The 16,569-nt window shown below is 55.8% G+C and carries 18 protein-coding genes; 7 read left to right on the top strand and 11 right to left on the bottom strand.

The annotated features are described in order from the left end of the window. Nucleotides 1-9 precede the first annotated feature (9 nt). The 8 genes from M655_RS10685 to M655_RS10650 form a co-directional block, all read right to left on the bottom strand. On the bottom strand, nucleotides 10-2,862 hold the full coding sequence (locus tag M655_RS10685; protein WP_007784274.1) for a 1,4-alpha-glucan branching protein domain-containing protein: 2,853 nt from the start codon (nucleotides 2,860-2,862) through the stop codon (nucleotides 10-12). A gap of 14 nt (nucleotides 2,863-2,876) precedes the next feature. Continuing rightward, nucleotides 2,877-3,521, bottom strand: a complete 645-nt coding sequence (locus M655_RS10680) for a DUF4912 domain-containing protein (RefSeq protein WP_005833397.1) — start codon at nucleotides 3,519-3,521, stop codon at nucleotides 2,877-2,879. 405 nt (nucleotides 3,522-3,926) lie between these two features. Then, nucleotides 3,927-4,706, bottom strand: coding sequence for a DUF4247 domain-containing protein (locus M655_RS10675; RefSeq protein WP_005833399.1), 780 nt, complete (start codon nucleotides 4,704-4,706; stop codon nucleotides 3,927-3,929). Between the two features lie 12 nt (nucleotides 4,707-4,718). Then, nucleotides 4,719-5,225 carry a DUF4178 domain-containing protein gene (locus M655_RS10670; RefSeq protein WP_005833401.1) on the bottom strand — a complete coding sequence of 169 codons (507 nt, stop codon included), beginning with the start codon at nucleotides 5,223-5,225 and terminating at the stop codon, nucleotides 4,719-4,721. Nucleotides 5,226-5,252: 27 nt separating this feature from the next. After that, on the bottom strand, nucleotides 5,253-5,657 hold the full coding sequence (locus M655_RS10665) for a DUF350 domain-containing protein (protein ID WP_005833403.1): 405 nt from the start codon (nucleotides 5,655-5,657) through the stop codon (nucleotides 5,253-5,255). 119 nt (nucleotides 5,658-5,776) lie between these two features. Continuing rightward, nucleotides 5,777-6,442, bottom strand: a complete 666-nt coding sequence (locus M655_RS10660; RefSeq protein ID WP_025845011.1) for a PspA/IM30 family protein — start codon at nucleotides 6,440-6,442, stop codon at nucleotides 5,777-5,779. Between the two features lie 115 nt (nucleotides 6,443-6,557). Further along, nucleotides 6,558-8,738 (bottom strand): DNA topoisomerase III, encoded by a 2,181-nt coding sequence (locus tag M655_RS10655; protein WP_026557375.1) that lies wholly within the window; start codon nucleotides 8,736-8,738, stop codon nucleotides 6,558-6,560. Nucleotides 8,739-8,835: 97 nt separating this feature from the next. Then, a complete protein-coding gene (locus tag M655_RS10650; RefSeq protein ID WP_026557376.1) occupies nucleotides 8,836-9,978 on the bottom strand; it encodes a DUF2515 family protein in 1,143 nt (380 codons plus the stop codon). A gap of 134 nt (nucleotides 9,979-10,112) precedes the next feature. Here M655_RS10650 and shc point away from each other — a divergent pair, with 134 nt between their 5' ends. Continuing rightward, on the top strand, nucleotides 10,113-12,014 hold the full coding sequence (gene shc / locus M655_RS10645) for a squalene--hopene cyclase (RefSeq protein ID WP_026557377.1): 1,902 nt from the start codon (nucleotides 10,113-10,115) through the stop codon (nucleotides 12,012-12,014). A gap of 9 nt (nucleotides 12,015-12,023) precedes the next feature. On the opposite strand, the gene M655_RS10640 is transcribed toward shc, so the two are convergent. Further along, nucleotides 12,024-12,221 carry a spore germination protein GerPD gene (locus M655_RS10640; protein ID WP_286086005.1) on the bottom strand — a complete coding sequence of 66 codons (198 nt, stop codon included), beginning with the start codon at nucleotides 12,219-12,221 and terminating at the stop codon, nucleotides 12,024-12,026. Nucleotides 12,222-12,382: 161 nt separating this feature from the next. Here M655_RS10640 and M655_RS10635 point away from each other — a divergent pair, with 161 nt between their 5' ends. The 6 genes from M655_RS10635 to M655_RS10610 are packed head-to-tail and all read left to right on the top strand — an operon-like array spanning nucleotide 12,383 to nucleotide 14,325. Continuing rightward, nucleotides 12,383-12,643: a spore germination protein gene (locus tag M655_RS10635; protein WP_005833413.1), complete on the top strand. Its 261-nt coding sequence runs from the start codon at nucleotides 12,383-12,385 to the stop codon at nucleotides 12,641-12,643. Beyond that, nucleotides 12,640-12,864, top strand: a complete 225-nt coding sequence (locus M655_RS10630; protein WP_005833415.1) for a spore germination protein GerPB — start codon at nucleotides 12,640-12,642, stop codon at nucleotides 12,862-12,864. The genes M655_RS10635 and M655_RS10630 overlap by 4 nt, the downstream gene beginning before the upstream one ends. 34 nt (nucleotides 12,865-12,898) lie before the next feature. Then, nucleotides 12,899-13,513 carry a spore germination protein GerPC gene (locus M655_RS10625; protein WP_005833417.1) on the top strand — a complete coding sequence of 205 codons (615 nt, stop codon included), beginning with the start codon at nucleotides 12,899-12,901 and terminating at the stop codon, nucleotides 13,511-13,513. Between the two features lies 1 nt (nucleotide 13,514). Further along, on the top strand, nucleotides 13,515-13,700 hold the full coding sequence (locus M655_RS10620) for a spore germination protein GerPD (RefSeq protein WP_005833419.1): 186 nt from the start codon (nucleotides 13,515-13,517) through the stop codon (nucleotides 13,698-13,700). Nucleotides 13,701-13,714: 14 nt separating this feature from the next. Then, a complete protein-coding gene (locus M655_RS10615; protein WP_005833421.1) occupies nucleotides 13,715-14,107 on the top strand; it encodes a spore germination protein GerPE in 393 nt (130 codons plus the stop codon). Between the two features lie 2 nt (nucleotides 14,108-14,109). Further along, nucleotides 14,110-14,325: a spore germination protein gene (locus M655_RS10610; protein WP_005833423.1), complete on the top strand. Its 216-nt coding sequence runs from the start codon at nucleotides 14,110-14,112 to the stop codon at nucleotides 14,323-14,325. 114 nt (nucleotides 14,326-14,439) lie between these two features. Here M655_RS10610 and M655_RS10605 read toward each other — a convergent pair whose 3' ends face one another. Further along, the gene (locus M655_RS10605; RefSeq protein WP_026557378.1) at nucleotides 14,440-15,039 is read right to left on the bottom strand and encodes an Hsp20/alpha crystallin family protein; all 600 of its coding nucleotides are present in this window, start codon (nucleotides 15,037-15,039) and stop codon (nucleotides 14,440-14,442) included. Between the two features lie 88 nt (nucleotides 15,040-15,127). Continuing rightward, nucleotides 15,128-16,483 carry an LCP family protein gene (locus M655_RS10600; RefSeq protein ID WP_005833426.1) on the bottom strand — a complete coding sequence of 452 codons (1,356 nt, stop codon included), beginning with the start codon at nucleotides 16,481-16,483 and terminating at the stop codon, nucleotides 15,128-15,130. Between the last annotated feature and the right edge of the window lie 86 nt (nucleotides 16,484-16,569).

Below are 16,569 nucleotides of genomic sequence, written 5' to 3'. Positions count from 1 at the left end.
TGTTTGTGCTTATTTCTCCGATAGCGCCAGACGGTTTACGCCAAGCGATCGGTACTCCTCTATGGTCTGGGTCGCCAAAGCCGTCCAGTTGTAATGGTGCAAGACGTCGTTTTGCGCTGTTTGCGCCATCTGACGCCGTTTTTCCGGGTCCTGTAAAAGCCAGCGAAGCTGATCGGTGAGCGAATCCGGATTTCCCGCGTACATCGTCGCTCCGTTTTCTCCGTGCCGGACGATTTCGCGAAGCCCGCCCGTATCGGCCACCAAAACCGGCACTCCCAGCGCCATCGCTTCCAGAGCCACGATGCCAAATGGCTCATACAGACTGGGGAAAACCGCGAGATCAGCCAGCAAAAACAGTTGGTCACGCCGTGCGTCGTCGACAAAGCCGAGAAACTTCACGCGGTCCGCTATGCCCATCTCTTCTGCGCGCCGCTGCCACTGCCCTTGCATCGGCCCTTTGCCCGCAATGAGCAGCGTGGCGTGGCCGAACTCGTAGCGCAGTCTGGCCATCGCTTCGAGCAGAAGGTGGACTCCTTTTTCCTGCACCAGACGCCCGACAAAAAAGAGGACGGGCCCGTCGCCAATCGACAGCTCTTCGCGCAGCTTGCCTTTGTCGAATGCTGGCGGCGGAGCCAGATCGACACCGTTGTATATGACGCGCAGCTTCGACTCGGGGATGCCGAACAGCCGCCGCACTTCCTCTGCCATGTAGTGGCTGCAAACAATGACCCGATCCGAAGCGTGGGCAAGTGTTCGCTCGCTCTCGTGAATCCGCTCCTGAAACGGCGTGTGAATCCCTTGGTGCCGCCCGTGCTCCAGGGCGTGGATCGTGCTGATGAGCGGCAGCGAGTAGCGCTCCCTGATTTCCATGGCGGCCCAGCCGACCAGCCAGTCATGGGCGTGAATGATGTCAGGCCGCACGCCGCTATTCCACAAGCGTTCGGTGGCATCTGCCATCGCCAGGTTAAGCTGGAACACCCATGACAGAAAGTCTTCTTGCTCTGCGGGAATGTACGTCGGCAAACGGTGTACGTGGACACCATCCATGACTTCCTCCGCCACGCTCCAATCCGATGCCCGGGTCAGCACGTGCACCTCAAGGCCCTGGCGCACCAGATGCCGGGCGAGATCGTAGACGGCGCGGCCGAGCCCGCCCACCACGTGCGGCGGAAATTCCCAGGCCAGCATCAGGACGACTCCGGCCGGCTCCGGCCCTTTGCTTGCCGCTACTAGCTGACGCGATACGTTCACTCTATGCGTTTGTTTAGGCAAATAGTACGTCTCATCCATGTGGGGAAAAATCGGGAAAGCAGTCTCCATCTGGGCAATTTTCTCTATGTCCAGTCTGTTTTCGCGAAGCATCGCGAGCAACTCGCGCATGCCCGCCAGGTGATCGTGGGTCCGGCGCACCGCGTATTCGACGACGGTTTGCCCATCCAGGATGAACGCCCAGTCGCTGCTTTGTGCCAGCATCAGCTCTCTGGCCGCCTGGCGCAAGGCGCGGCTGGCAAGCTCGTCGTGCTCTGGCTCCTGCCCGCCGTTCTCGTAAAAAGCGGTCACGGCCTCAATCAAGTCGCGCTCCGCCTGATGCAGATGCCGATAAATCCAGCCGTTTTTTTCATTCAGCCACACTTCCCCGTAGCCGTTGCGTCCCCAGGTCGACATCGGCAAAAATCCGCGGTCTTGCTCGGGGTACTCCGCGAGGTACTCCGACGGGGTAATCAGCTTCACCGTTTGCGAATCGCACGCGGTCTTGCGCAGCAAATAGTCCAGAAACTGCGGCCCCTCGTACCACCAATGCCCGAACAGCTCGGCGTCGTACGTGGCGACGACCAGCGGCTTGCGGTCCATCCACGCTGCCGCCGCTTCGACCTGGCGCTCCCGGTGGTACAGGAAGTGGCCTGCATGCGAAGCGGCCTTTTCCCGCGCCCAGTCCGGCTGATACAACTGCTTTTCCCCATGGGGTCCCGTGATCCGGTGGTATTTCAACCCGGTATGTATGCGGATGCCGGCAGGGTGGATGTACGGCTCGATGTAGTCCATGTCCCTGTCGAAGCCAATATCCCGGTAATATTCCCGGTAATCGTAGTCGCCGGGATAGCCGTTGGAGGAGCTCCACACCTGGCTGGAAGCAACTTCATCCCTGGCGAATGCCACCACGTCATGGCCAGTGCCGAGCGGGGCGAGCACGCCTCTTCTCGGTTGGGGCGTTGCGTGCTCAATCGTGTGGGAGTCGACGAAAAAGTAGTGCAGCCCTACCTCTTTCAGCAGCCGATCCAGCCCTGGCGTATAGCCGCACTCCGGCAGCCAGATTCCGCGCGGGCGCCTGCCCAGGATTCGTTCGTGGGTGTCGAGCCCTACCCGAAGCTGCGCCAAAATCGCTTCTTCGGTTTCTACAAAAGGCAGAAACGCGTGTGTCGCCGCGCATGTAATCAACTCCAGGCAGCCGCTGTCGGCGACCCGCTTGAAGCCTTCGACGAGCCGGTAATCCAGCTTGCTGCAAAACGAGGCGATCCCGCGAAACCGTTCCAGGTACATTTTGGCGATGCGCTGTTCTTGCGGGTTGTTCGCCGCACGCTTTACTTCTTTGCCTGCCAGCTCCACCGTTTTGGCGAGATGCGCGCGAAACCGCGTCACGATAAGCTCGTCGTCGAGCATCGACAGCAAGGTAGGAGACAAGGCAAGCGTCATGCGAAAAGCGATTTTGTCCGAGAGAAGCTTGTCGAATACCATGAGCAGCGGGATGTAGCATTCCAGCATGGCTTCGTACATCCAGCGCTCTTCCAGGCGATCGTCCCGGTCCCCGTGCCGTACGTAAGGCATGTGGGCGTGCAGCACGAGGGAGAGATAACCGTTATGCACAGTGGACACCTCACTTATTTGGATGTTTTCGAATAGAGGGAATACGAGGAAAAGTTCTCAAACCAGGCAGGTGTTGAAGGATCGGGTGCAGGCTCCACCAACGGCTCTCCCCAGGCAGCTTTTGTATTTCGCGGAGTCACGACCACATCCGAGCGCAAAATCGGACAAAAGCGGCCATGCTCAAATAAACCGAAGTCCATGATATACGTCCGCCCTGGCAACACGTCGTACACGTACCAGGAGTGCGCATCCTCGTTCACCAGGATGTCTCTGACAGAATGGGCATTTTGGCCATCGAACAGGCGCTCCGTCACGTCGTACAAGCGCAATCCCTTTTGAATATGGCGAAAATCTGCCCGTAAGTACGATGCCACCATTCTCATTCGTGGCCAGGTGATTTCCCAGTAGACGAACAGTACGGTCGGACCTTGCGCCATTACTTTGACGATATCCCGCCCGTAAAAGGCCGGAAGCTGCCAATCCCCGTCTCGTAGGGATGGCCGCGAAGGCGTCTGTCGATTCTCCGACGACACACGCTCCACCTTCGCCCTGTCTTTTTGCAGACGATATTTTACCTGGCCTATGGTCAACCCGCATTCTTTGGCAATTTGTGCGATGGATTTGGATTGTGCACGCAATTCGAGAATTTTTTCCAGCATCGTGATGCGCTCCTTTCCGCCAAGTTTCCCTTCCGCTATCCACTTGCATGTCGTCTTTATATATTCACAATGTCATCATAGCGAAAGCTGTTAACAAAGGCTGTCGAATGTTGGACGCACATCCCTTCTTCTTTTGTCGATAAACAATCATGTTTTCGTCACTGCCAAACAAAAGTCGAGAAAGCAGCTTTGGAAATCGCTTTCACAAGTCGAAGGCTGCCTCGCTTTCTTTCCCCGGTTTTTCGTGTACTCTACATCTTACAAACGCAACAGAGCTTCCATGCTTTGCTTTATGAAAAATTGATTACAAAACATTGTTGGAACAAGCGAAATTTTTTTAAGGCAGGGCCGCCGCTTGTTCAGGCACGCAAAAAAACCCGCCTTGTCAGCGGGTTGGTCTTGCGCTTATCTGCGTTTCGTAATTCTGCCGGAGCTTCCTACCTTCGTGCGCGGAGGCGACTTGCTTTTCGGCTTGGTAAAAACCGAGGATTTTTTCGAGGAAACGGACGAGTTGCTGTCGGACGAGCGAATAATTTTGCCTGTGCTCCCGCTAGACGACGTATCCTGCTTTTTGAACAGGTTGCCGTCCTGGCCGACTTTAGCGCTGCTCTTCTTCTTGCTGTCGCTGCGCTTTGTAATGCTGCCCGTGCCTTCCTTCGTGATCGGCGGCGCAGCCTTTTTCTCCGCCTCGGACGGCACGTGGTAGCTGCCTGTCGGCTTGTAAATGTCCTTGCTCGAATAACCGCGATAGCTGCCTTTCGAGCTTTTTTTATGTCCATCGAACAGGTCGTCGAGGACGCTGGCCAGGATGTAGCCCTGTAAAAAGGACGAATCGTAGTTTTCCCGGACGTACTCCTTCGTATCGACCTCAATCAGCGTGTCGGACGGCTTCGCCTGATCTTGCTGCAAATGGTACAGCTCGTCAGGGTAGATGAGGAACATGTGCTCTGCATCTTCTTTGGAAATCTCGTCCGGCTGCTTCTGTTCAGCAAGCTCCTTCGCTACCTCAGGCACCGTCTTGTTTTCAGCGCGGTAAATGCGCGACGTCTGCCCGTTATCTTTTGTGGAGACGGATTCGAGCGGATAGCTCTCGCCAATCGCGGGGCTGCCGCAGCCGGCCATTGACAGCAGAAGCACCGCCGGAATCAGCAAAAGCTTGATCCATTTCATCCAATCGTTCGGCATGCCCACCCCTCCTTACGTTCCGCGAAGTACCTGCACATCCGCTGGCAATACCGCCTCTCCTTCGTACAGCATGAATCTTCCATCCTGCCATTCGATCCGCAGCAGCTCGCGGCCATCGGATTGAAACTGCCAGATGTACTGCTCGCCGGACGTATGGAACGGCGCTTTGCCAACCACCTGGACTCTTCCGTTGTACTGCTCCTCCAGATGGTACGTCACATCGTCCATTTCAATCGTGGTCGGCACCTCGTCAACCGAATCGAGGCGGCCGTCGATGACGCTGTAAAGCTGAAAAATCGTTTTTTCGCGTTCTTCGATGTATAAGTAGCGGATGGTCGTTCCATCCTGCAAAGTCAGCATCGTCGCGTTGCGGCTCGCATTGGTCGACTTACCCGTGACCTGGTAGGTAACAAGCGAGACTTCCACCACGTCACCGGGTCCTACTGTCAGGATGCTCTTTTCCGGCGCAGGCGGCTCATGCTTGGCAAATAAGTTTTGAATGCGTTTGAACAAACTCATCTGGTCCTACTCCTTCCTTAGCCTTCCCTAAACCAATGCGCCGAGAATGAGCGCCCCTACCACGTGCAGCGATCCCGCCACCATGGCGTGTCCTACCATGCCTTGCTGGGTTCCGCGCTCCAGGTCAAGTCCGGTAAAGGTTTTCAACAACAGCTCGGCGATTTTCTCCAACAACAGCAAGATGATAAATGAGACCACAGATACCAACAGCGCGATCCACAGATCGTTCGAATTGAGAATTGACTGCGACAAAATATACCCTTGGGCAAACAGCTTCATCACAAAGCGGGTTGTGACAGCCACGTTGCCTTTTTTGATTTCGGCGATGTCCTTGTATTTTGTGAACAGCGTGTCAATCCACATCAACAAAAACAGCAGAATGCATCCAGCACCCGTCCAGACCAGCATCCCCAGTATTTGCTGCAAATCCACGTCGATCCCCCCGTAGCCCAAAAGAGTTGAGAAAGCTCGGCTTCGCCACCTGTTTTGGACGAAGCCTTTTCGTTGTCATTTCGATTTCCTCAAGGAAAAAGGGGCACCGCCCAAGCGGTTTACCCCTCGTATTTTTTCAACAGCGCGGCCAGCTCGTCTTCCACCTGCTGGTCTTTGGACAGTTTCGCGATTTCGTCGTCGAGCGAGCTTTGCTTTTTGTACAGCTCCCCGCTTGCTTCTGCCTCCGCTTCCATTTGCAGCGCTTTTTCTTCCATGCGCTTTAATCCCGCCATCGCCGAGTTGCTGTCGAATCCGGCCATCGTCTGGTTGATCGTCTTCTGGGCTTTCGCCGCATTCACGCGGGCGACGAGCGTCTCGCGCTTGTTTTTCAGCTCGGTAATCTGTTTTTTCATTTCCGCCAGCTTGTCGCGCAGTCCGTCTGCCGCCAGCTTGTTTTTCTCGTAAGCTTCCTTGTATTCGGCCATTTTTTGTTCAGCCGCTTTCTTCTCTTCCAGTGCGCGGCGGGCCAAGTCGATATTTTTCGCTTGCGCAGCTACGTGTGCCTGCTCATCGCGCTTTTTCATCAGCGCTTCCTGCTCTTCATACAGCACCTTGAACTTTTTCTCCAGGGCGATCTGGGCAGCGACCGCTTTTTCTGCTTCATTCAGGTCGTCTTGCATATCGCGCAAATATTGATCGGTCATTTTGATCGGATCTTCTGCTTTTTCAATCAGGGCATACAGGTTGGACATGGTCAAATCGCGAAGCCGTTTAAAAATGGACATGGTTCGTTCCTCCTTCAGTACGTGCCGGGTAATTCGGCCCAGTTTCGCCGCACCCTTTATACATGTATCTACGTTACTTACGCAAGCAAGTTTCAAAATGATGCGGATTTCTTTTTCAAGAGCTTTTTTCTGCCAACGACGGCACGCTGATTTTCGCCTTTTTGTCCGCTTCGTCCCATTGCAAATAGGCGTCGAAGCGCTCTTTTCCTTTGGCAAAGCCTTTGATGAGATTCGTCTTGCCCGTCTCCATCAGCTTTTTCACGGCAGCGGGCGTGATCTTTTTGCCCATGATCGTCTTCGATACGGTCACGGTGCACTGCGACTTTTTGTAGTTGGCGCACCCGTAAAAATCGCCCTTGTCCACGAAATCCCCGCCGCATGCCCGGCAGGTCGCCACTTTGGAGCCGAGCGAAAACTTCGTCGCCTGCTTCGATTTGGGCAGCGCCTCGACGTCGTAGCCTTCCAGTTTCCACTCGCGCGACTGCTCGACGGCATCTTCGACGATTTTATGCGAGAGCTTGCGCACTTGTTCCATGAAAACTTGTGCGGAGGCTTCTCCCTGCCCGATCTCCTGGAGGCGCTGCTCCCATCTTGCCGTCATTTCCGGGGAGGCGAGAATTTTGTCGCCGATCACGTCAATGAGCAGCATGCCCTTTTGCGTCGCAAACACCTGGTTTTTGCGCACCTCGATGTACTTGCGCTCTTTGAGCATGTTGATGATCCCGGCGCGGGTCGCTTCCGTGCCCAGCCCTTCCGTTTTCATCAGCACCTTTTCCAGCTCCTGGTTGTCGAGATGCTTGCCCGCTGTCTTCATCAATGTAATCAACTGGCCTTCCGTGTAGCGCTTGGGCGGCTGGGTCTTGCTCTCCTTGGCCTCTACCTTGTGCACTTTGCCCGTCTCGCCTTTGGCGAGCGGCGGCAGCACCGCTTCCTTGTCGTCCTTTTCCTCGTCGAACAAAACCTCGCGCCAGCCTGCGCGAATTTGCACCTTGCCTTTGCTGATGAACACGGCGCGGCCATCGACGAGCGTCGTCACCGTCGTGTAGTCGAACAGCGCGCTCTCCTGGTGCGCGGCGATCAGGCGTCTGGCGACCAGGTCGTATATTTTCCGCTCCTCGTCGCTCAGCCTGGAGACGGTCGGCACCTGCTCGGTGGGAATGATCGCATAGTGATCGGTCACCTTTTTTTGGTTCACGTACCGCTTGTCCTGGGCGATGGACGCTTTGGACAGCGGAAAGTGCGACTGGTACTCAGGCTGCTTGGACAGCTTCGCCAAAATGTCGGGAAACGTCTTCGCCTCTTCTTGCGTGACAAACGACGAATCGGAGCGCGGGTACGACAAAATCCCTTTCACGTACAGCTTTTGCGCGATTTCCAGCGTCTTTTGCGGCGAGTACTTGAACATTTTGTTCGCGGTAGCCTGCAGCGAGGAGAGGTTGAACAAGTACGGCGGCAAAAATTCTTTGCGCTCCGTCTCCACCTCGCTCACCTCTGCCGGCTTGTCCCGGCAAAAAGCGGCGATTCGCTCCGCGAGCTGCGGGTCGAGAATGCGCGATTCCCCGTCGTCCTTGTGCCAGACGCCTTCGTAGCGCTTCTTGCCGATCGCAAACGTCGCCTTGACCTCCCAGAACGGCTCGGGCTTGAAGGCGGCGATCTCCTTTTCCCGCTTGACGACCAGCGCGAGCGTCGGCGTCTGCACCCGGCCTGCGGAAAACACGTCGTTGATCCCTTTCTGCTTCAACAGCAGCGTGTAGACGCGGGAAGCATTCATCCCGACCAGCCAGTCTGCGCAAGAGCGGCTGTACGCCTCGTGGTACAGATTGCGCGTCTGCGTCTCGTCGAGCAAAGCGGCAAACCCTGCGGTAACGGCGCGCTCCGTCAGCGAAGAAATCCACAGCCGCTTCATCGGCTTCTTCACTTTGCACATTTCGACGATGGTGCGGACAATCAGCTCCCCTTCCCGCCCCGCGTCGCCCGCGTGAATAATTTCCGTGACGTCCGCGCGTTTCAGCAACTGTTTGATGATGCCAAACTGCTTTGCCTTTGACTTCATCACCTGATGCTGAAACGACTCGGGGATGAGCGGCAACGTGGCGATCGACCATTTTTTCCACGCCGGGTTGTACGCCTCTGGCGGCACCAGCTCACAGATGTGCCCGACCGCCCAGGTAAAAAAGGCACCCTTGGGAAAAAACCGATTGGGGTGCACTTCGAGGAAGCCTTGTTGTTTTCTATGGGGAAACGGACTGGCAAGCTTCATGGCCTGGTCCGGTTTTTCTGCTATGACAACTTTCATGCCTGCTCTTCTCCTACGTGTGTAATCTCTCTTCCTATTCTACTACATTCGGCAAGCGAAGCTGAAAAAATTGGCAACAGCTTATCAGGCGCCGCTGTTACGAGCCAAGCAGCTTCGCTTTTGCCAGCACCGCCCGCTCGATTTTTTCCAGCGCCTGGCAGTACGCGTCCTCTGCCCGGGAAAAAGCCGACTGGTCCCGTGACAAAACGAGCTTGTGCACGACGCCTTTTGTGGCCGGGTACCAATCCACTGCCGTCGGCGGCTCGTGCCGGACTGGCTTCCAGGCTTGCCGCAGGGCGGGGGAATACAACCGCCGGGCGCCCGGCAAAAGCTGGCAGCTCGCCAGTTTTTTCTGGTACGGCTTGCCGGGTGCCGTCTCGCGCAAGTCGTGGAACAGATGCGGCCAAAAGTCTTTGCGGGAGCCGGTATGCGGCTTGTGGCTGGCCCACGCTATTGCGCCTTCCTTGATCTCGTTGTCGCAAAACAGCAGGCTGTACAGTCTTTTCCCCAGCTCGATGCGCTCTGCCAAGGAAGCAAAATGAAAAACAGGTTCGCCTGCAAGCCGCAATGCTCCGTCCTCCTGGCCCGCCGCCCGGTACGGAAACAGGATCAGATTGAGCCGCAGTACCTCCTGCAAAGCAAACGGCAGTGTCTTCACCACAGTAGTCTGATAGGCTTCGTCGCCCATCATGTGCGTCTGCAAATAATGCTGTTCGTTCACAATCAGGCCGATCGAAAGCAGCTTGCTGTCGCCTGTTTTCCAGAAATGGTTCCAGACAGCCTGCATGAACACAGAGACTTCCAACTCGGGAAGAAGGTGAAAAAGGTTGGTCTGTCGCTTCAGGCTCTCCTCATACAGTAATAATTGAGGGTACGCATCTTGAAAAATCAGCCAGTTGCCCCGCTCCAAAAACGCAAAATAGTCGTGCTGTACTTTTGCGGGAAGCAACTGCAGCAATAGCTCGCCGCGAAGATCGGTCATGCTCCAGCCGGCGTTGCGCGATACGAGGTGCGCCAAAAGGGACCAGTGAACTTCCGGATGCTTGTGAAAAAAAGTCAAATAGGCGCTCGTTCGGTCCAGGTTGTCGGCGTTGCTCGCTGCTGTCTTGCGCCTGATTTCGGCGATCGTGTCCTGTTCTGTTGTGACGAGGGAGTTGGCTGCCTGCCTCGCTTCTTTTGCTTTCGCTAGCTCGCGTGCGAGCGGCCATAGAGCCGGATTCGCATGCCATGACCATCCCATACAGATCCCTCCTGCCTGGCGAACGCATTTTTTGTACAGATAAGAATGGATAAAATTCTTATCCAGTATAAGGGCAACGAAGGCTGCGCCAAAGGCTTGGCGCAGCCAGGTTTTCTACATGGAGGTGGTTTTCGTTGCGCGAAGTACGCGAAGAAATCAGCCGGATTCAGTCTGTTGTCCTGCACAGCCAACAGCAGGACGGCTCCTGGCGCTTCTGTCTGGAAAGCTCTCCGACGACAGACGCCCACATGATTATCTTATTGCGGACGCTCGGGATTGATGATGAGCGGCTCATTGACGGGCTGACTGCGCGGATCACGGCCCTTCAGCAAGAAAATGGCGCATGGAAGCTGTACCCGGACGAGGCCGAGGGAAATCTCTCGACGACTGTAGATTGCTACTATGCGCTGCTGCTCTCGCGTCGCTATGAAAAAAAGGAGCCGCGGATGGCTCGCGCTCGCGCGTTTATTCGCGGCAAAGGCGGCTTGAGCGAGGCGAACCTGCTGACGAAGTTTGCCGCTGCCTTGGCGGGGCAGTACAAGTGGCCCGCTCATTTTCTCGTGCCTGTAGAAATTGCGCTCTTGCCTCCTAGCTCTCCGATCAGCTTTTACGATTTTGTCGGGTACGCCCGTGTGCATCTGGCGCCGATGATGATTGTCGCTGACCGCAAATACGTCAACGTGACGGCGGATACCCCCGATCTGTCCGATTTGTATGTGAACCCTTCCATCGCTCCCGGCGTCTATCCCCATCGGCTGCTGGAGCGCTTCACGCGGGACGGACAAAGCTTTTTGTCCTCTATCCACGAGTACGTGTTGCGCTTGCCGTTTTTACCCGGCCTGCTGCACGAGCTGTCCTTGCGCAGATTGGAGCAGTTTATCCTCGCGCGCGTGGAGGCAGACGGGACGCTGTACAACTACTCGACCTCGACGTTTTTCATGATTTTTGCCTTGCTCGCCCGCGGCTACTCTTTGCGTGATCCGCTGATCGCAAAAGCGATGTCAGGTTTGCGCGATTCGGTCTGCCAAACGGCGGAAGGCGCGCACTTGCAACTGGCGACCTCTGCCGTCTGGGACACGGCGCTGCTGTCGCACGCCTTGCAGCAAAGCGGCCTGCCCGCAAGCCACCCTGCCATCCAGCGGGCGAACCGCTATTTGCTCAAAAAACAGCAACATACGTACGGAGACTGGAAAATTCGCAATCCGGGAGGGGTTCCTGGCGGCTGGGGCTTTTCGGACTACAATACGATGAATCCGGATATCGACGACACGACAGCGGCCTTGCGCGCTCTGCGCAGCCAGTCCCGCCTGGATAAAGCAACCGCTGCCGCCTGGAAGCGCGGGCTGGATTGGCTGTTGTCCATGCAAAACGACGATGGCGGTTGGCCTGCCTTCGAAAAAAACACGGACTCCCCGCTCATTTCCAGCCTGCCGATCGAAGGCGCAGACACGGTCAGCACCGACCCGTCCTCGGCCGATTTGACCGGAAGAACATTGGAGTTTCTCGGCCGTTACGCCGGGTACAAAGAGAACGACGCGCCTGTCCAGAAGGCGGTTCGCTGGCTGCTCGCCCGCCAGGAAATAGACGGCTCCTGGTACGGCAGATGGGGCATCGCCTATTTGTACGGGACGTGGGCGGCGCTCACCGGGCTGATGGCAGTCGGCGTCTCCCCCGCTCATCCGGCGGTCCAGAAAGCGGTCGACTGGCTGACGCGACAGCAAAATGCCGACGGCGGCTGGGGCGAATCGTGCCACAGCGACGAGCAAAAAATGTACGTCCCCCTCGGCGCCAGCACGCCATCGCAAACGGCATGGGCGCTCGATGCCCTGATCGCCGTACATCCCCGGCCGACTCCGGCTATTGAACGCGGCATCGACTATTTATCCAGGCAAAGCCAGGCGGCAGACTGGACCACCGCTTATCCGACGGGCGGCGGACGCCCCGGCGGCACTTATTTTGCCTATCACAGCTATCGCTGGATTTGGCCGCTGCTCGCCCTTAGCCACTACCAGAGCAAATACGCGTCCGCAAGCTAGACGAGGCGATCAGTCGCCTCGTCTCGTTGGTGTGGTCGGCCGGATCGGAACGTCTTTGCTGAAAATGAGCGAGTCGTCTGCCGTGTCAAAAACCGACGAGCAACTGATGACGTCCGCGTCCCCGATCAGCACGAGCGATGACTGCTGCACGCCGCCCATCTTGATTTCTCCCACGACGATTTTTTTGTTGTTGACCTTCATGTTCATCGCGTTTCCCCTCCTTTTTCCATCCCTGCAAAACTCTTCTGCCTGTCGCTCATGTATCGTATGCCCACGCTGCCCGGTGCGAACCGCAAAAGCGCGAAAAACAGGTATGAACACCCAGTGCCGTCACACATACAATACAAAAAGGACTCTTCCGAGGGGATGTGTCGAAGCTGCCAGCTATTGTTGGAGTCATCAACGTAAACAGCATAAGCGGCGTCTTCAATGTCGGAGACGTCCGCAAAATCTCGCCTGTCAGCTACTCCAAAACTTTTGCTGGCGGCGGATCGTTCAACTCCGGAACGAATCTTTCGTTCAAGATTCCCCGCAGCGTCGTCTACGTCAATGAGACAGCGGGCAACGAGCTGCCGATCTTTGTAGAGGATACAAGCGATCCGGCGGCAAAGGGACGGGATTTTTCATGAACTTTTTCGTTCATCAAAACATCGTCATCCACAACTTGAAAATTGATGGCATCACCAACTCGTCGGTTTGCCAAATTGGCAGTGCAGGTATGATTAAACCGTTATCCCAAATGTACAACACAGGCGGATTCACAGAGCCGGCTCCCCCTGCGGGGCCATTGCCCGAGACTTCGTCAGAGGAGTTCATTCCGCTTGTGCCTTTGGTTTCGCCTTCCCTCTAACCGGCTTTACTTTTGATGAAGAAGGATGATCGTCATGTACATGGGTCCCGAAATGATGCAGTATTTGCAACAGTTACATGACTATATACAAACGCAGAACAAAAAAATGGAAAAAATGAAGCAAATGATAGAAGAACTGCAACAGGATGTCAAAGAGTTAAAGGAAAAGCAGGTTCCTTCCGTCATCAAAAACGAATACAAATTTGATCTGCTGAAAGTCGAACGGTTGGAAGGAACGCTCAACATCGGGCTTAATCCAAAGAGCAACGATTCCGGCATCGGCGATTTTTCCATTAACCAGAGCATGGATGTGCCAAACGGGGAGAAAAAGAACACACCTTTGTTCGAACGAGTGCAAAAAGAAATTTACCGTTACCTGAAAGCGGACGCCTACCATGTGCTGGAACGAATCGAGGAAGAGTGCGGTTATCCGCTCAATGACGACTATCGCGATTTTATTTTGGAGGATATCAAGAAGCAGATCGACCAACGCATCCGTTATTATGTCAATCAGCTTCAGACCGATGAATGGGAGCCTGAACAGATCGACGTCTGGGCGGGAAAAATCGTCCAGAAGGTCAAGCGCGATATCGAAAAAACGTGTGAAGGCTTTGTCAAAAATCTCCCGCGCGAGGTGAACGAACCCTGATATGATCTACCAAGTGATAAACGGCGACATTTGCGTGCGCAGCGTTTCGATCGATGCCCTGTCGTCGTCCGCCTCCCTGTTTATCGGCGACACGACAACGGTCACGCTGCTCTCGTCCTACGAAACGCCACCCGAGTCGATGATTCTCGGAGCGATTCCGGTTGATACGGCGCTCACTCCACCTTGAGGAGGTTCCTATTGATGCACCGCAGAACGAGCCATGTCAAGAAGCTGAACAGCATTTCCATCGACTCCTCCTCTGTCTTGCAGATCGGGGACTCGAAGGAAGTCAACGCCCGCTCCAACATTTTGGCGGTCCAACGGGAAAAAGCGATTTTTTACCAGCACGAATTTGAATTTGCCGATTACGCTGTTTTTTCCGTGCCGTTACCCGCTCCTTGCCCTGCCGAGCCGATTTGCCTCGATACGTTTCACGACTGTCCCCGCATTCACGTCAAAAAGGTCGACGTACCGTTTACTGCGGCATCGTCGCTGATCCATATCGGCTCAACCGACTGCCTGACCTTGGAGACTCGCGTGAAAACCATCCGCCACCTGCTTCGCGACGAGCCCAAGCGCGAGAGGAGGAGCTAGCCGTGCCTTCCGTGGTCGGAGCGGTCAACATCAACAGCAACTCCGGGACTGTCAACTTCGGGGACACCTTGAACATCTCGCCCAAAACCGCATCCAAGACTTTCTCCGGTTCCGGTGGCGGCAATACGGGCAACGTCGTGAACACGATCAACGGCGCCAACGCAACCAATACGCTCGATCCGAGCATCGTCGATCAGCCGCTGGTTGGCAATATATGAACGGACAGTGTTAATGGCTTACATTAGCACTGTTTTTGTTTGGGCGCGGACATGCTCCCCCGTCCCTTGCAAGTTGCGGGAAAAGGAAAAGAGGAGGGCCGAAAAGTCCCTCCTCTACAGCTTCGCCTTGAATGTTGTTTTTCGTTCGCGGTAATCGGCATCGCGCTGCAAATAAATTTCCAGCAAGCCATCCTGGTACTGGGCTCTCATCCCTTTGGCGATCACCGGAGCAGGCAGTTCGATCTTGCGGTGAAACGAACCGTAGCTTCTCTCCGCCTGCACGCATGAGCCTTTGTAGTCCGGCTCCTTGACCAGCCCTTTGATTTCGAGCACTTTTTGTTCGACAAGCGAAAGCTCCAGGCTGTCGCGCGCAAAGCCCGGCAGCTCGCAGCATACGATCACGGACTGCTCCGCCAGGAACACATCCGTCGGCGGGTAGCCCTCGGTTTCTTCGACCTGCACCACCCGCAGCGGCCTATCCGTTGCTGGCTTTTTCCGGCTTTTTTGGATGGTCGGCACGACTTTCGCGGCCGTGCTCGGCGACTGGTTCGGCGATTTTTGGCTGAGCGCCGCAATGTTTTCCCAAAAATTCGCATCCATGATCTGGTTCATCTGGCGCAAGGCCCCCCACGGATGGTCTTTGTCCAGGTTCAGCTTTGCCAGGCTTTGCGATGCCTTTTGCAGTTGCTTCATCGTCTCCTGCCAATTTTTCAAAGAACATCGCCCCCTTCCCGAAAGCGGGCAGCGCTTCCGCTCCCTGGCAGTATATGTGCCCGGCTTTGCGGAGGGTGCAAAAAAATCGTTACGTTTGCCCACTGCCCCCGCCATCTGGCGCAGGAGCTGGCGGCGCGAGAATATCAGGCGGCGGCATGTCGCTCGGATACGACTCGCTGTCCTGGCCTGCTTCTCCACCCGGCACAGGTGTCGGCTCTGCTGGCGTCTCTGGCTTCGGCTGCGGTTTTGGCGCCGGAGTCGACGGCTTCTGCGGCTGCGGCTTCGCTACTTCCGATTGCGAAGAGGTCGACGGCTTCGTAGTTTGCGGTCTGGTCTCTGTTTTCATCTCGACTTTGGCTATTTCCGCTACCGCCGCATCGCTGAGCTTGTCGCTGGCTTCTGCCACTCCCAGCTCTTTCTGCAGCGTGCTGCGGACCGCCTGCATGTTCTCCTTCGGCCACAGAGAGTACGGAAAGCTCCAGATCGCGCCGTTTTCCAACGAGACGATATTGTCGGAAGAGATGCTGCCAAAGTCCATGGCCAGCCCTTTGATCTGGTCTTTGGACAGATCGGTTTTGATATGCTTGCCGACGGTCGCCATTACCTCCGTCAAGTGGGTAATTCCGTCCATCGAAACCATTTTGTCCGCGACAGCGCGAATGACCTGCTGCTGGCGGCGGTTGCGGTCGAAGTCGCTGGAGTTGTAGGCGCTGCCGCGTCTGTCGATCCGGTGTCTGACGAAGCCAAGCGCCTGCTCGCCGTTCAGTACTTGCGTGCCTTTTTTCAAGCTGCGGTAGACGCCCTGCTTGGGCAGCTCGTACACCAGGTCGCGGTCCACGTCTACCTTGACGCCGCCGAGCTTGTCGACCACAGCGGTAAAACCTTCGAAGTCGAGCTGGACGTAGTGATTGACCGAGACACCGAGCATGTGCTCCAGCGTCTTTTTCAGCACCGTCATGCCATTTTCCGTGACAGGCTGTCCTTTGCTCTCCGCCAATTTCTTTTTCCCTTCGCCAATCGAAAAAACTTCGTTAATCTTGTGATAGCCTGGCTCGCCAGGAATTTGGACCCGCGTGTCACGGGGCAGCGACACCATCGTTACCTTTTTCGTGACAGGGTTAGCGACAGCGACGACCAGCACATCGGTGTTCAGCATCCCGATGTTGGCGCGCGTGTCCAATCCGACGATGACAAAGGAAATGGATTTCTGTTCCTCATACGGCTGCTCCACGACTGGCTGATCGGGAAGCTTGTACGGGTTTTTCGTCACGTCCTCCAATGTTTTGTCCACCTGGTTCAAGGCATACCCCGCCCCGACCGCAAGCAAACAGAGGAACAGGCACGCAGCCAGAAGCAGATACATCCGCTTGGATCGCTGTCCGCGTTTTTTTCGTTTCCGCGGCGTCTTCACAGGAGCCACTTGTTTTTCGTTCTTGGCCTGCACGCAGGTTCACTCCTTTTCCCATGGTGCCAACATTTCCGTTCAATTTTTCTATTATTCTGGAAAACCATGTCCCATTTTACCACATT

It is taken from the genome of Brevibacillus sp. NSP2.1, assembly GCF_000470975.2.
In the GTDB taxonomy this organism is placed as follows: Bacteria; Bacillota; Bacilli; order Brevibacillales; family Brevibacillaceae; genus Brevibacillus; species Brevibacillus agri.
Note: the sequence above shows the minus strand (reverse complement) of the source record. Positions and strands in the feature narration are given on the sequence as shown.